This window comes from Nocardia sp. CA-107356 (assembly GCF_050946365.1).
Classification (GTDB): domain Bacteria; phylum Actinomycetota; class Actinomycetes; order Mycobacteriales; family Mycobacteriaceae; genus Nocardia.
The window spans coordinates 8,377,427-8,392,142 of sequence record NZ_CP191992.1 but is presented as its reverse complement, the minus strand read 5'-3'; the positions used below and the strand labels follow the sequence as shown (position 1 = coordinate 8,392,142).

Below are 14,716 nucleotides of genomic sequence, written 5' to 3'. Positions count from 1 at the left end.
CTGATAGGGAGCCGGGGATGAGGTATGTGAGGGTTACTTGGCATCACGACAATGACGAGCCGATCCTTTACTTCCATGAAGTCGGTGCTGACGGCCGCGAGACTCGCCGAGTGCAGATCTACCGCGACGGATACTCGGAATGGGCCGACGAGAGCCATGAGACAGATGCAGCGGGACTCGCCGAAATACCTATCGCGCCGATCGAAGAAATCGCCGGCCAACCCGAATTCAAGGCTGAAGAGATCTCCCAAGGCCAGTTCGAGACCGAGTGGGAAAAAGCTAGAGGAATCAATGTTCGGACTGAATCGCCCCGGTGAGTTCGGAGACTCTCCGGACGTGCCGGGGCCGATTCAGACTGCCAGTTCTCCCCTCGTGTCGATGTGTTCAGCGGTATGTCCTCGCTGGCCGACTTCCCGAACCGATGAGACAGTGAGCAATGCGTCGGGAAGTCACGATACCGAATTCAGTTCCCTTACCGAAAGGCCTCCCGCAATCTATCACCGGCTTCATGCACGTGATGTTGTGAGGGTTTGTCCCGTCCAGAGAACGGCTTTCGCCGCGCCCGCAGGCACTGGCTATTTCAGGTGCACATCATTCTGACCGTATCGCCCCAACGGGTGCAACGCGCGAAAGCTTGGGTTCGACCTACTGAGACCCCCTCGTCCGAGGCTGAAGTAAGGCACCGGTCGAACTCGTCAGCGGTGGAGGATGGGGAGATGTCGGGTGTCGTTGTGCCTGATGAGTACCCATCGCCGGTGTTGGGGGTTTCTGGTTCGGGGTCGGTGTTCCCATTCAGTGATTGCGGTGTAGTCGATCTCGGCGGTCGCGTAGGTCAGGGTTGGTGGGATGCGTTGAAAGTGTTGTGCCGCAGCGAGAATCGTTTCTCGGTGGCAGGTGAGCACAATGGTGTCGCTGGGGTGTTGGGCGGTCAGTATGTCCAGCGCGCATCCGACTCGGTGAGCTGCTGTGGCCCATGAATCGGCGCCGGGTGCGCGTGGGTGGTCGGGGGAGGAGACCGGTGAGTGTGCGGGATCGGGGGCGATCTGGTGTCGTTGTCGGCCCTCGGCGGTTCCGTGCTCGATATATGGGAATATCGGTCGCAGGGGTAGCAGGAGTGCCTGTGCGATTGGTTCGGCGGTTTGCACAGCTCGTGGTACTGCTGTCGAGTACACCGCAGTGATGGCGAGCTGGTCCTGTTCGGCGGCGAGGTAGTCGGCGACGGCGCGGGCTTGGCGGTGGCCGTGATCGGTCAGGCCCCGGCAGGTGTGCTCGCTGGCAATCACATCCTCGATGTTGCTCCAGCTTTCGCCGTGCCGGACAAGGATCAGCCGCAGTCCGCGGCCTCGTTTCGCCGGGCTGGTTTGAGCGGTTTCCGGAGTCGCGGATTGGGGATCGGTGGGCTGTGGGTCGGTCATTGGTCTCGCATTCTTCGGATTGGGTTGTGGTGCAAGAGGATTGGACCTCCTGTAGGTCGGCGAGGTGTGGCAGTGGTGAGGTCGGCACGGCCGTGATCGGTTTCGGCGACCCGGTTGTCGCCGCGGGAGAGTCGCGTCCGGGCTGGAGCGGTGCCACGGTCTGATCACGGGCTGGGCAAGTCGAGGTAGTGCACGAGAAGGCGGATGACAGCGTTGATCGCGGTTGCCTTGTCGGAGTTGGTGAGGTTGTTGAAGTGCTCGGTGAGGAGCGGCGTGACGCCCGCGCTGATCCGGACTTCATGCCAGCTGTGTTCGGCGGTGCCTCCGGTGACGGCAATCGGGATTATCGGGATGCCGAATTCTCGGGCGATCGCCACTTCCTCGGCTGTGCCGTTGCCGTCGGCGTCGCCGAAGTCACCGCCTGCGAAGACAAGGCATGCTTGTGCGGTGCGCAGCATGATGCGGCGTGCCTCTGTCCGGCCGCTGTCGATGTGGATGATTTTTCCGAGAGGCTGGTAAAGGGTACTTAGGCGTGTGGATTCGGTGCGCACGTACATAGTGGTGCGGCCTGGTGCGTAGGTGCCGTTGGCTTGCAGGGCACGCGCCATAGTGTGGGAGGTGTGTGCGCCGAGGCGCGAACCACCACAGACCAAGGTGATGGGCAACCCTGCGAGGGCGGCCCCCAGGGCGCATGCGAATGTCTGCTGGAGTTGCTCGTCGAGGTAGCGGCCGCAGAGAAACACATGCGGTGCACATCTGTTGCGGTGCGCCTGTTCCAGCGCGGCGGCCATCCTGGCCAGCACGGGTCGGCGCTGTCGTTTGAAGGCGCTCTCGACGTAGCCTTCGTTGTGGCTGCGCAGGTAGCTGCGCCGTTCCTTGACTGTCGTGCCGTGAAATTCCTGACCGACGGCCAGGATGGTTTCTGCCAGTCGCCGGTCGATGTAGTCGGGGAACGCGGTGACGATGCACTCGAGCTTGTCGAAGGTCCAGTTGGATAGTTCGATGTGGTCGGCCGGGTTGGTGATCGCCGCCGGGCCTGCGAGGGCTTCCAGCAGGTAGTCGGCAGCGAGGATGGTGTCAGGGGCGAAGCGCTTTGCGTTGCGTCCGTATCGCTCCAGCGCGTGATGCAGCGGTGTCACCGTCATGGTGTTGCATCTTTCCCCGGATGCTGCTGCGCGAGAACGGGCTTGGGCGTCGATGGCCAACATGTGTGCCTTTTTGCAGGCGTGCGGGGTCGTATCGTCGTGCTGTCGGCCGAGTCCGGCCGCGAGGCTCGAAAGTATTGGCTACCAGGTTGGTTGGTGACCGAGTGAGGGAGGAAGCGCAGACGATGGGTCGGCATCGCAGAAGTGTGTCGTGCCAGGACAGGGCCGCGGAAGCCGTGGTGGTGGTGGCGATCGCCGTCGCGGTGATCGCGGTTGTGCTGGCGTTGGTCGGGCATGGGTGGGAGCACCAGCGATGACCCCGGCGGGGACAGGTGGCGGGAACTCTCCGGCGGTCAGTACTGAAGTTGTTTGTCCAGCCAGTTGCGGAAGGCGGGGTAGTCGGCGCGGGTGGTGATCCAGGTGGGGTATCCGTCGGTGGTGGCGCTCATACGCGCGTCGGGGGCGAGGGTGATGCGGCGGCGGCTGAAGTCCACGAACGGTAGTTGCAGTGCGGCAGTGAGCGTGAGGGGGTCGTGTTGCTTGCTAGCGGGATACATGCGGGCGAACCATTGGTCCAGGTGTGCGGCTAACAGTTTGGCCCAGTCAGGGGCGGCGTCGGCGGCGAGGTGCTGGTAGGTGCTGGTGCCGGCGGCGATCGCGATTTCGTCGGTGAAGGTGACATCGGAGGTGACCAGCAGCAGGTCGTGGGCGGTGGCGACGACGTGGCGCGCGGCGTCGGGGTCGAGGCGGAAGTTGTGTTCGGCGCGGGTGGGGTCTCGGTAGTTGAGGGCGCCGCCCATCTGGGTGATGACGAGCCGCTCGACTAATTCGGGCGCGGTTCGCAGGACGTGGGCGAGGTTGCTCATCGGGCCCATGCCGACCCATCGCACGGGTGTGTCGGTGCTGGCGCAGATCTCGCGCACGGTCTGCACGACGTCGGTGGGTTGATCGGGTATGTGGTCGGGGGTCAGGCCGTCGGCGGCGTGATAGCGGGTGTTGCCGAGATCGGCGCCAGCGGTGACGGGCACGTCGGGACGGTTGTTGAGGTCGAGCAGGTGGCGGGCGAGTCGGGAGCGTTGTCCGCGGCGTTCGTCGGCGGTGATGACGGCGGCCAGTTCGGGCAGGTTGCGTGCGGCGCAGGTGACCGCGATCGCGTCGTCGGGGTCACCGCCGATGTCGGTGTCGATGATGATCGGGGTGCCCTGCACAGAAGGGGGTGGGGCACCGCCGGCGCGCAGTTTCGCGGCCAGAGACGGATAGCCGAGCTCTTCGTAGCGTTCGGCGTATCCGAGTTGCGCGGCCCAGGCCGACTGTAAGGTCTGTTTCTGCTCGTCGTCGATGTCACTCATGCTCAGCTCCTCTGGCGGGGTTGGTGCGGTGGAATTCGGTGAGGAAGGCTTGTTTGGCGTCGAGGCTTTCGAGTTGCTGATACCGGCGCCACTCGTCTCGAGCTCGAGGGGGATCGAGCCCGCTGGCTTCGATGGCCCCGTGCAGAGCACCCACGATGTGTTTGTCGCTGCGGCGCACGATGGAGTTCATCATCTCGGCGAGATCCGGATCGGTATCTGTTAGCGAGCGTGTTGCCCATGATCGCACCTGTCGCAGCCCGGCTTCGGCAGCGGCAGCAAGCTCGGCACGCACGTCCTGCCCGGCGCTGCGGCGTTGGGCGATCTCACGGGCGTAGTCGCCAACCGCCATCTGGTTGGCGTCCATGACCGCCAGACGTGCGTTGTTTTCGAGGTAGTCCGGTGATACGTCGAGCGGGTTGATCTGGTCGGTCGGCGGCGCTTCGAAATGTTGTTCGGGCGTCCAGTCCGGGCCGAACCGTTCGGCTTTCGAGTACGGGCCACGCAAGGACTGCTCGATCGCCAGCACAGTGTCCTTGTCGGATAAGGTTGCCGCCAGGTCCGCTGGTATTGCGTCGTCGTGGGAGACCACGGTGCCGTCGACGGCTTGATGCAGCAGGTATCCCTGCTTGCTGGCGGCATGCGGGTCGCGCTCGGCTTCGCTGAACGCAAGGTATTTGCCTTGGAAATTCACGTCGGGGTAGGTGACCGACAGCAGCGATTGGACGCTGCCTTTGAAGCTGGTATCGACCAGGACGATGTTGGCTCCCGGGATACCGACCGGTATTCCGCGCGATTCCAGGAAGCGAGTCATCGTTGCCCTCGATCCTGGGATCTGATCGGGGTCGACATCGTCGCGGGCGTCACGAAAGTTGTCGATCTCCGGGAAGGACTTGTCGGCGTTGGTCTCCAGATCCTGGACCAGGGAATCGGCCAGGCAGCGCGAAATCGGGGCCTCGGCGCAGTGGCGGGCGAACCGTTCGGGGTCGAGTTCTTGCGCGGCCAGCGCCATGGTGTGTGCGTCGCGGCCGAGGAAGACGACAACGGTGTCGGGCCGCTTGGTGATCAGTTCTTTGCAGTCCTCGAGGATCCTGCTGGTCGCGTGGACAATTGCCGGGGCCAGATGGGAGCGCACAGCGTCGAATGCCTTCGACACGGTTGCCCGGTCGGCGTCAGTCTCCACGCCGTTGCGGGCGGTGACTATGTCGAGGATTTTCTCGCGGCGCTCGGCCTGGTCACTGGGTTCGACGGGTTCAGCGTTGCTGCCGGTATCGGAAGTAGACGGTGCGTCTGGGGTTTGCGCGTTCGCGGTGGTGTCCGGCTGACCCCCGGGCTCGGGGGTGGTGCCCTGACAGTCTGTGGGCACGTGCTCGACAGTGCGCCCGCCGGCCTCATCTGCTGGGCCGCCTGGTGGGTCGATCTTCAGGATATGTTCGCTGCGGGTGAGACTCGCCTCGGGGCTGCTACCGGCGTGACGGTCGCTGGTCGCGCCTTGGGTCTCGGATTCGGTTCGCTGTGCGATCTGGGCGGAAAGTCCCCTGATGTCGCCGTGTGTGGCGGGCTCTGGCGGCAATTCGGGGGTGTCGCGGCGGTCGGGGGGAGGATGGCTGTCGATGCTCATGGGTCACCTCGCGCGGGTATCGCGGTGGTGTCCTCTGGTGCGGGGAGTAGCGCGAGCGGCCATCGCGTCAACCCGTGCAGATGCGCGGTGGCATGGCGTAATCGCTGTTCGACCGAGTCGGCGCGGCTGAGCCGATCGATAGTGGTGACCAGCAGGCTGGGTTCTGGCCCGGTCACGATGCGCGGGTCGGCCCAGTTGTCCGGATGGGCGCGCAGCATCTCGCGTTGCTCGGCGAGGGTGGCACCGGGTAGGTGGAGTCCCCGCTGCGCCCATGCGGCGGTGCCGGGGTGGGGCCGATCCGACGGCAGCGCAAGGTTCTGCAGAGAGTGCTCAACGTCGACCCACCGATAACAACCAGCCTGCCAACAGAATTCGTTGCCGGTGCACTGTCCGGGAGCGCCGCGAAGCACTGCGGCGGCGAGGGCGCACAGGTGCTCAAGGAGCTGCTCGGGTGGGAAGTATGCGGCCAGTCCGGCGTATCGGTGATCGATCGCGGTGCGTATGCGGTGGTCGATGGCCTCGGCCAGAATCGCCGGCTCGGTCCGGGTTGTCCATTCGGTGAGCCAGTCGGGCTTCGGTCGCGGGCTGGGGCGCCCGACGAGATGTGCGATCAGCATCAGCTCCGTCCACAGAGTCAGCCGAGGATCTTCGGCGAGGGTGTGGGCGCGGTGCAGACTCCGCAAAGTCAGTGGGATCTCGCTCATGTGCGCTGAAAGGGGCGGTGTTCGGGCCGGAGCGCGTGCCTCACGGGACTCGCCGAGGGGGACCTCGATGCGGATGGGCCGGTCCATGCCATCGCTGAACACCGCTGCGCGGCCCGGCGGGAGCGACACGATCTGTCGGGACTGGGCTGGGTCGAGGTTCATGGTGGCGCCGATGAGGTCACGGTCCTCGGCGGCGGGCAGCCGGTGCACGATCTTGAGCGCGGTGTTCTTCACAACATCCGGGGTGATCTTGCTAGGAATCTGCTCGGCGACAATGATTCCCTCGCCGTAGGCGCGGATCTCGGCCAGCAACGCGGCGAACAATTCGACCGCGCGCGCGGCCGGGCTACCAGCTTCGGCGCGACGCAACAGCCGGTGCGCCTCCTCGATCACCGTCACGTGCGCCAGTCCAGCGCGCCGGTTGGCGCGGTGAGTGCGCAGGTGTTCGGCGACACGGATGAGGACCACCCCGATGAGGAATGCCTTGTCGGCATCGTCACCGACATCCTCGATCTCGATCACCGTGTTGGTGGCCAGCAGCGCAGCTATATCGAGGCGGTAGCGGCCGTCGAAGAATCGTCCTGGGGTACCCAGACGCAAGGCCCCGAGCCGCACGTCGATGAATCCGCGCACGTTGTCGGTCACTTCCCGCCCGTACCCGATCGCCTCGACTACCGCAACGGCAGTGGCCTGCAAGTCACTCAGGCCGGGATGACGTGGCGACCAGCCAAAGTGGCTGGGCTCGCCGGTGACGAGGTCCCATCCGAGATCGGTGTAACAGCGGGTCAGCGCGTGGGAGAGCACCTGCGGGAACGGGTCGACGGCGTCGAAGGCAGCCAGGAACAGCGCGCGGACCAGGTCGATGTGGGTCTGCAGGGGAAAACCCGGCTCGGGTTCGAGAGGGTTGATCCCGGCCGGGACCGCATCGGGGTCACCGGGGCGCAGCACCGTGACCGGCGCGTCGATCCGCCCGGCCATCGCCGCGTACTCGGCCTTGGCCGGTTCGATCACCAGCCACGGCACAGCGGCAGCGTGCAGGCCCTCGAGCATATGCCGCACCGTCTGTGACTTGCCTGACCCGGTCGCGCCGGCGACGAAGCCGTGCCGGTTGAGAGTGTCGCGGGCCACGGTGAACCGCGCCACCGGTTGATCGGCATCGTCGAGAACCGCGCCGAGATCGATCTCCCCGTCGTGCTCGGGGGTGAGATCGAAGCCAGCCATTTCGACCATCCGAATTCCGGGCAGTTCCCGACGTGGGGGCCGCGCCAGCGCCGCCAGCAGTTCCGCATCGGCCACGAACGGTGACCGAGCGTCGTCGTCAGCGCCGGTGACCAGCGCCGACCACACACGGTCGGCGGAGGAGGCCTGCGGGTGCGGTGTCAGAATATAGGGCAGGTCATCGAGATCGGCTGCGCTGCATAATAATCCGGCTGCCCGATGCGTGCTCGCGCCGTCATCGCCGCCGACGATGACATGTATCCGCCACAGCCCCGACCCGCGCGCTCGCGAGAGCTCCCGGTACCGGAATTCCCCGCGCTGCACCGCAATCCGAGCCGGTTCGGAATCCGCCCGCGCCCGCAGCCGCGGCAGCTGGACTTCCAGCTCGGCCAGCTCGTCATCGACCTCAGTGATCGGGACCGGTGAGGCCACCACCAGCCACACGAACCGTCCCGGCAGGTGCGCGATGTAGTCCTCGAACCCGCCCCGCCGCATCCGAGTCCGCGCACCGGGCGTCTGCAACCAGAGAGAATCCGCGCGCCCGGTACACCGCACCCACACGGGTACTTGCCGCCACTGCGCAACCACCGACTCGCTGTCAACAGCTTCGGCCACAGCACCCGGCGGAAACAGCACTGCACCCGAGTCACGACTGTACTCGGGTACGGCGGGAAACAGCGGGTTGCCGCCCACCAGAACCCGGATCTGGCGGTCATCGCCGATACGATCCCACGCCACCGCGAGCGCGGAATCCGCACCAGCGGCGCTCAGGTCGGCGTGTGCGGCGGTCAACGCAGCAAACACGGCCACATGGGCGTGGTGCTGAGGCGAGTCCGTCACGGCTTCGCTGCCAGCACGTGGTGGTGACGGAATGGTCAGCAGTTGGTGAAAACAGAACCCGCTCAACACGATACGGCCACCGTCCCCGACCGAGGCGATCGCGCTACCCGATCCAGCAGCGCGATCCCGGGATTACAATCGCCAGCGACCACGCGCCGACCACGCCCCCCGGCCTCCACCCACACGAATGCCGTCGCCGGCAGCGATTGAAACACCGTCGGCTCCACCACGTACTCATAGGCGCGTGCCCACGTCTGCGCGGTCGAGGAATTCTGTGAAAATGACCAGCTTGTGGTCTGCGACCACGTCATCGCCCGCGAACGCGAATCCGAACTCCCCGTCGAGGTCGGCGAAGAGTTGGCGGTTACCGTCGATGTCACCGAATCACCGGCGGTATCGGAGAGTCCGTCGGTGAAGCTGCGCCCGATCTGCTCGGTCAGCTGCGAGAGCACGAACCGATGCCCGCGACCGACGAAATCGGCTGCCGCAGCGGCCTCCCCAGCATGCCCGAGCCGCATCAGCACCGCGGCGCTGCCCGCGGCACCGAGCAACTGCGTCTGCTCACCACGCAAATGCTCCGACATCACAATCAACCGCATCCCCACCCGCCCGGCGTGACGAGCCAGCACCTCCAGCTCCGCGGCACCCAGATGATCCGCCCCGGCGATCACCACAGCGCCGGCCGGTGCAGAGGCAGCGGCGCGGACCTCATACACCATCCGGCAAAACGCCAACCGATCGAGCAGATCCTTGCAGCGTGCGTTGGCCTCGGCCGTCTCGATCACCCGCAGGCCCGCCTCCGGCCACAGCGATCCGAGCGATAAGTGTGTATTCGGCAAGCGGGCGAGAGAGCGCAGTGACGCGGCCAGAAAACGCAACTGGTCAGCGGCGGCCGCGGAGGAGCCCACGATCTCTGTCGCCCGGTTCAGTGCGCGGATCTCCTGCGCCGATAGACATGTCTGCTGGTCGACGTCAAGGGTCCGCCGCACCAGGGCCAGACCCGCCGCGATCCGCTCGATAGTGCGAGGAGGCTCCAGACAGCCACTCACAGCTTCGATCAACTCCGCGTCCACAGCCCGTGTCCGCACCGTATCCGGCTGCGCTCCCAAGACACCGGCCAACGCCTGCGACACCAGCTCGCCGGCCTCGGCGGGGGACAACCCGTCGACAGCGACCACACCATCGGCGGGCACACGATCCACCCGCACCGCGTACCCCACCGTGCGCGCCAGCGCCGCCAGATCCGACGCCACGCCCCGTTCGGTGAAATCCAGCACCAGCAGTCGCGAACCATCGGACAGCAATGAAAGCCCCAGCGTGGCAAGCAGACTCGCCCATCCATCGACTGTGCCGCCGAACAAGTTCACCTGCCCCCAACGCTGCTCGGGCTGCACCGGATGCCACAGCAGCGTCGAGGCCACACGCTCTTGTTCCCGTTGATCGTGCTCAGCGACCTCCGATCGCCAACATTGCAGGGCGGCCTGAAAGCGGGACCACTCCTCGGCATGCCGCGACTCGTGCATTCGGCGGGCCGCGCTCAAGCGCGCTCCCACCAGCGCACACCACACCGCAACAGGCGCCAGCACACAGCCACCTACCAACGGCCACAACGCGATCCCCCACGACGCCGCCACCACACTCGCCCACGCCGCTACCAGCGCCGCGACTCCGATGACCAGCGGCATCATGCGCACTCTTGCCCGGTCCCGAACCAGCGTTTCCGGCGCTGCAAACCCCGCCCAGCGTGGAGCACTGTCCCGTAAAGGACTCGGTGCCACCGGCGCGGGAACGACATACTCCCATCCCCAGCGTTCCTGCGGAACAAGCAACCGGACCGCCAGATCTCGACTGTCCACCACCGGCAACTGATCCACGACATCCCCCCAGGCAATTGAAGACGTGGCAACTCCGAAACGCAAAGACAGAATAAGAGGCAGACGCGAATACAGGGACGAATCGTTACCGAACAGTAGTCATAGAACTCGGTCATATAATGTTCGTAGACGACAAAAACGACGAAGAATCTGGTAGCCATGGATTCGCATTCCAGGACAGATTTCTAATAGAACCTTTCCAAGATGCATCGGCATCGGCAGCGGAATATTAGCGACAGCGATGCGGTGCGATCCTTAATCGAAACGTAATTGCATACGCACGCTCAGATGAAAAAACGAAGCACCACCGATCCGGAGACACAATTGGCAGCCGACCACTTCAGCAACCCGTCTCCGTCGAGCTGGGCCAAGAGACCGAACGCGTTGCGCGACAAGGACCCTACCCACAACAGACAAGCCTCGAGTTCCTGACAGAGCTGTCCGAGCTGGCCCGTGACACCACCGCGGCGAAGAAACCCGCCGCCGAGGTTCCATGAGAGGGCCGCGCGGCACGACAGCATCGACCGAGGTTCGAGTCACTCCCGGGCCACCAGACACCGATCATCACCGCGAACGTCGTCAACGAAATCGTCCCGTTGGTTGGATCGATAGTTTTCCGGCACACCCATAACGGGCGCCCGCAGGTCCAACAGGATTTCTACAGCAGCTGACTCATGATGATCGCGTCCCAGAGTTCACCGTTGCGCCGCGGGTAGTGGGCGCGCAATGTGCCTTCGGTTTCGAAGCCGGCGCGGTGATAGAGCCTGATCGCGGGTAGGTTGTGCGGCCAGACCTTCAGGGTCGCCTTGTGGGCGTGATGGTGCTTGCACCAGTCGAGGATATGGTCGAGCAATGTGCTGCCGACGCCCACGCCTCGATGGTCGGCGGCGATCATCATGGTGATCTCGGCGACGCCCGGTGTCGTAAAGTCGGCGGTTGCGATCGCTATGACTCCGGCGGTGCGGTGGTGGGCGACGAGGACACCTGCGGTGTCCGCGGCGATCTGCTCGGACAGTCGGGTGGCAGCCTTGTCTTCGTCTATTGGTGGTTCCGCGCCAATCCATTTCTGTTCGGCCGCCACTGCGACGCGCAACCGCACCAATGACGGTACGTCCTCGACGCGGGCGGGCCGGATCACCACCTCCGCACTGGGTTTCTTGGCCTTCGTGCGCGTCGACACCAGGGCGGTGATGATGTTGTTGCCGATGAGGGTGGTTTCGAGGCTGCGCAGGATCAGTTCATCGCCGATGTCGGAGAGGTGGATTCCGTCGGCGAGCCACGGGCTGAGGCCACCGTCTCGTTCGCGTAGTAAGGCGGCGGTGGTGACGAACGCGCCCCAGTAGTCCACGAACATCGCGCCGTTATCGCGGGCCGCCTTCTGTGCGGCGAGGTTGTAGGCGAACAGGTCCTCGTTGATCGATACCGCGTCCAGACCGCATTCATCGCTGACTGGGGGTGCGGCAAGGCAGATCACTCGCAGTGCTCGTGGTTGCAGGTGCTCGAGGATCGCTCGATAGTTTCGCGTGAATTCCTCGATATCGACAGCTTCGTGGTCGCGGCCTTGCGCGCGGCGGAGCACGTCGTTGGTTCCGCACTCCAGTAGGGCCAGGTCTTGGTCGAGGTCTACCCCGACGACGTCGGCGAGTAGGTCCAGGCTGGTGGCACCGCCGCGGCCGTGGTTGTGGATCGTGAACGCCACGTCGGGAAGCTTCATTGCCAGGACGGTTTCCAGGCGAGCCACGAACCCGGCGTTGTGTCGACCATCGACGCTCACCGTGTCGCCGGTTTCCGGCAGATCCGCGAGGTCGGTCAACCGGGACGAGGTCGCGACCAGGTGCTCGGTGTGGCTTGTGCCCCAGCAGCGGAGCACCACGGGTTGGCCGGGTTGTGCGGTCTGTGGTGGCCGCCGGTCGGTGCCGGGATCGAAGGCCGTTGCGATCGGCGGTGAGCTGTTCGCCAGGCTCTGATTCGGGGAGTGCGGGGTCATGTCGGTGTAGATCGTGTCGACGATGTCTTCGAGTGTGTCGGCCGCGTCGATGCGTACCTCGTCCACGAACCCGAGGGGGTCCCACCCGTGGTACCAGTTGCGCATGTCGTCGCGGTCGAACTCGGCGGTCTTGGTGCGCCGTCCGGAGTGACGCTGCACGGTGTCGGCGAAGGTGAGGTCGAAGGCGTAGAAGCATGCCTGCTCCGCCATGGCGGCGAGCTGTGCCAGCATGGTGCCGTAGCGGCGTGCGGTGAGGATGCCCTCCACGACGACGGTGAGTCCGCGTTCGAGGCCGAGTGTGGCGATGTCGCGCAGGAGGTCGATGTTGTAGCCGCCGGTGACATCGGATTCGCGGAGGAACCCGCGTCGCACGACATCCTGACCGATGACCAGGCACCGCCCGCGGTCGAACCGTCTCTGCAACTGGCGGGCCACGGTTGTCTTTCCGGAGCCGGAGTTCCCGCGAATAACCACGAGCCGACCGCTTTTCGCGGTCACTGAACCATCTGGCGTGGGCACCGCGAGGGCGGTCCGGATCCGGTCGGCCAGTGCTGCGAGCTCCGGTGGTGAGTACGCCAGAATGCCGTTTTCTGCCGCGACAGCGTGGAACTGCTGTTCACGGTAGGGCACGCCGGGCGGCAACGGTGCGATGTGAATGTGTGCGTTGCCGTCAGCCGACCCCATCGAGAACAGGTATAGGCGTTCGGGATTCATCGCTTCGGCGGTGCCCCTGGCCGCTGTGTGGACAGAGGATTGCAGTCGAAGATATTCCTGCGGCGTCAGGTCGCGGGCGAGGTCCTCGACGTGTCGGCGGGGCACCACCAACACGTGGCCGGGCAGCGTCGGGTACTTGTTCAGGAAACCCACGTGCTCGCTGTCGTCATAGACGGTCTCATGCTCGAAACCAGGTGTCCCGGCCAGGAACTCGCAGATGAAACACGGACCGGTGCGCACCTGTGTCTCGTAGCCCGCGATGTCCATCGGGACGCGTCGCCGCCGCATCTCGGCCGCGGTGTCCGTTGACGGCTCGGGTTTGGTGGCGATCAGATGAAAGAACCGGGCGCCCTCCAGGCACGGGCTGCGGTCGGCCACAGCGTTCTCCAACCGCAGCAGCTTGTCGAAGAATACGGGGTCGTGCTTGGCTTCATCGTCGGCGATCAAATCGCACACGACACGCACCCCGTAACGCAGCGGCGGATTCATCCCCGCGCCAAGGACGTATCCAACGACTTCATCTGCTGTGCGGGAAGCGTATTCCAGACCGTAGGTGGCCGACTCGCGCTGCGTGGTGTTCAACAGGCGCAGCGCCTCGTCGAAATCGCTTCGGCGGACCGCGGCTGCCAGTGGGGCGCATGAGGGATTCGGCGCCAGAATCGATATCAGCCCTCCGGTGTCGAGCAGTCCCACCAGATCCTCGATCACCGACGCGGGTCCGGCGAGGTACTGGATCACGTTGTGCAGCAGGACGATGTCGCATTGCCGGTCACGCAGATCCCATGCCGCCTGCCGTATATCGCCGGGCTGGCATTCGATTCGGTCTTCGACACCGGCGTCTGCGGCGCGTTGACGCGTGGCGTGCAACGACCGGCTCGAGGTGTCCAGGACCGTGACGTGGTGACCTGTTTGAGCCAGCCGCACCGCGTCGATGCCGTTGCCGCCGCCTGCGTCCAGGACTCGCACCCGATCCGGCAGGTGCCGGGCCAGGTTAGAGAACACCTGCTCATACCGCAGTCGACCCCACGGCGTGTGCTGGTATGAGTTGAAGTCGTCCAAGTGGTGGTCGAACTCCGACAATGCCCCTGCCTCCCGCCTGCCGCTGTTGCTCGTGGACCTGCCCCGACCTGACTCGTCCTGCATCGACTCCCCATTGCCCCGAATCAGATCCAGTAGCGTCGGATAAGCGTCCCGTCATCCCACGGCTCAACCGATTCCACTGTGCCGCCGCAGGATTCGATGATCCGGTGGCTTCCATCGTTGCCCTCATCGCACGTAATGAACACACGCTCGATGCCCATCCGGTGCGCGAGGTCCAGACTCTGCCGAAGGATAGCGCGGCCGTGGCCCCGGCGTCGGTGTTCGGCGAGGACGGCATAACCGATGTGTCCGCCTCTACGAGCCAGGTAGTCATTGAGCATGTGCCGGATGTCGGCGCGACCGACGATCTCATCGTCGACGGTGGCGATCAGAAACGTGGCGGGAACGATGCCGTCGGGCAAGTTGCGTCCCTGACGGTAGTCCTCGAGCATCTTGAGGTATTGCTTCCAGTCCATCGCCGGTTCCAGACCGAGAGCGAAGTCGAAGTCGTCCTCGGCAGCCATCACCTGGTGGGCCGCGCGTACGACCTGCTCGTCGCCCATGCGCGGGGAGCGCAGGATCACGTTACCGATGCTGAAACCGTTGATGGACATGGCTGAACGGTAAGTCCACGCGATTGCGGAGTCGATCGCTTTTCCCTCCGGCACATCATGGTTCGCTGCCATGAGGGGCGGCCGGTCTGCGACGCCCCCAGGGCAAGGCCCGCGCCGCGCACGAGACGGATGCTCTACGCAAACCCCGCACGGGCGCA

The 14,716-nt window shown here is 65.0% G+C and carries 10 protein-coding genes; 2 read left to right on the top strand and 8 right to left on the bottom strand.

Annotated elements, in window-relative coordinates; all coding sequences use genetic code 11:
• Positions 1–17: 17 nt before the first annotated feature.
• Positions 18–317, top strand: a complete 300-nt coding sequence (locus ACQP1G_RS37900) for a DUF6881 domain-containing protein (protein ID WP_433194484.1) — start codon at positions 18–20, stop codon at positions 315–317.
• A gap of 378 nt (positions 318–695) precedes the next feature.
• Here the strand turns inward: ACQP1G_RS37900 and ACQP1G_RS37895 are convergent, their stop codons facing one another.
• Both ACQP1G_RS37895 and ACQP1G_RS37890 read right to left on the bottom strand, forming a co-directional pair.
• A complete protein-coding gene (locus tag ACQP1G_RS37895) occupies positions 696–1,415 on the bottom strand; it encodes a histidine phosphatase family protein (protein WP_433194483.1) in 720 nt (239 codons plus the stop codon).
• Between the two features lie 164 nt (positions 1,416–1,579).
• Positions 1,580–2,560: a hypothetical protein gene (locus tag ACQP1G_RS37890; RefSeq protein WP_433194482.1), complete on the bottom strand. Its 981-nt coding sequence runs from the start codon at positions 2,558–2,560 to the stop codon at positions 1,580–1,582.
• A 164-nt stretch (positions 2,561–2,724) separates the two neighbouring features.
• Here ACQP1G_RS37890 and ACQP1G_RS37885 point away from each other — a divergent pair, with 164 nt between their 5' ends.
• Complete coding sequence (locus tag ACQP1G_RS37885; RefSeq protein ID WP_433194481.1) at positions 2,725–2,877, top strand: hypothetical protein; 153 nt, start codon at positions 2,725–2,727, stop codon at positions 2,875–2,877.
• 36 nt (positions 2,878–2,913) lie between these two features.
• Here ACQP1G_RS37885 and ACQP1G_RS37880 read toward each other — a convergent pair whose 3' ends face one another.
• From ACQP1G_RS37880 to ACQP1G_RS37855, 6 genes are all read right to left on the bottom strand, one after another.
• A complete protein-coding gene (locus tag ACQP1G_RS37880; protein WP_433194480.1) occupies positions 2,914–3,909 on the bottom strand; it encodes a nucleoside hydrolase in 996 nt (331 codons plus the stop codon).
• Positions 3,902–5,527 (bottom strand): hypothetical protein, encoded by a 1,626-nt coding sequence (locus tag ACQP1G_RS37875; RefSeq protein WP_433194479.1) that lies wholly within the window; start codon positions 5,525–5,527, stop codon positions 3,902–3,904. The genes ACQP1G_RS37880 and ACQP1G_RS37875 overlap by 8 nt, the downstream gene beginning before the upstream one ends.
• Positions 5,524–8,259 (bottom strand): ATP-binding protein, encoded by a 2,736-nt coding sequence (locus ACQP1G_RS37870; protein ID WP_433194478.1) that lies wholly within the window; start codon positions 8,257–8,259, stop codon positions 5,524–5,526. The genes ACQP1G_RS37875 and ACQP1G_RS37870 overlap by 4 nt, the downstream gene beginning before the upstream one ends.
• A 92-nt stretch (positions 8,260–8,351) precedes the next feature.
• Entirely contained in the window at positions 8,352–9,977 is a 1,626-nt protein-coding gene (locus ACQP1G_RS37865) for a hypothetical protein (protein WP_433194477.1), read from the bottom strand.
• Between the two features lie 844 nt (positions 9,978–10,821).
• A complete protein-coding gene (locus ACQP1G_RS37860; protein ID WP_433194476.1) occupies positions 10,822–13,944 on the bottom strand; it encodes a GNAT family N-acetyltransferase in 3,123 nt (1,040 codons plus the stop codon).
• Positions 13,945–14,027: 83 nt separating this feature from the next.
• Positions 14,028–14,558: a GNAT family N-acetyltransferase gene (locus tag ACQP1G_RS37855; protein WP_433194475.1), complete on the bottom strand. Its 531-nt coding sequence runs from the start codon at positions 14,556–14,558 to the stop codon at positions 14,028–14,030.
• Between the last annotated feature and the right edge of the window lie 158 nt (positions 14,559–14,716).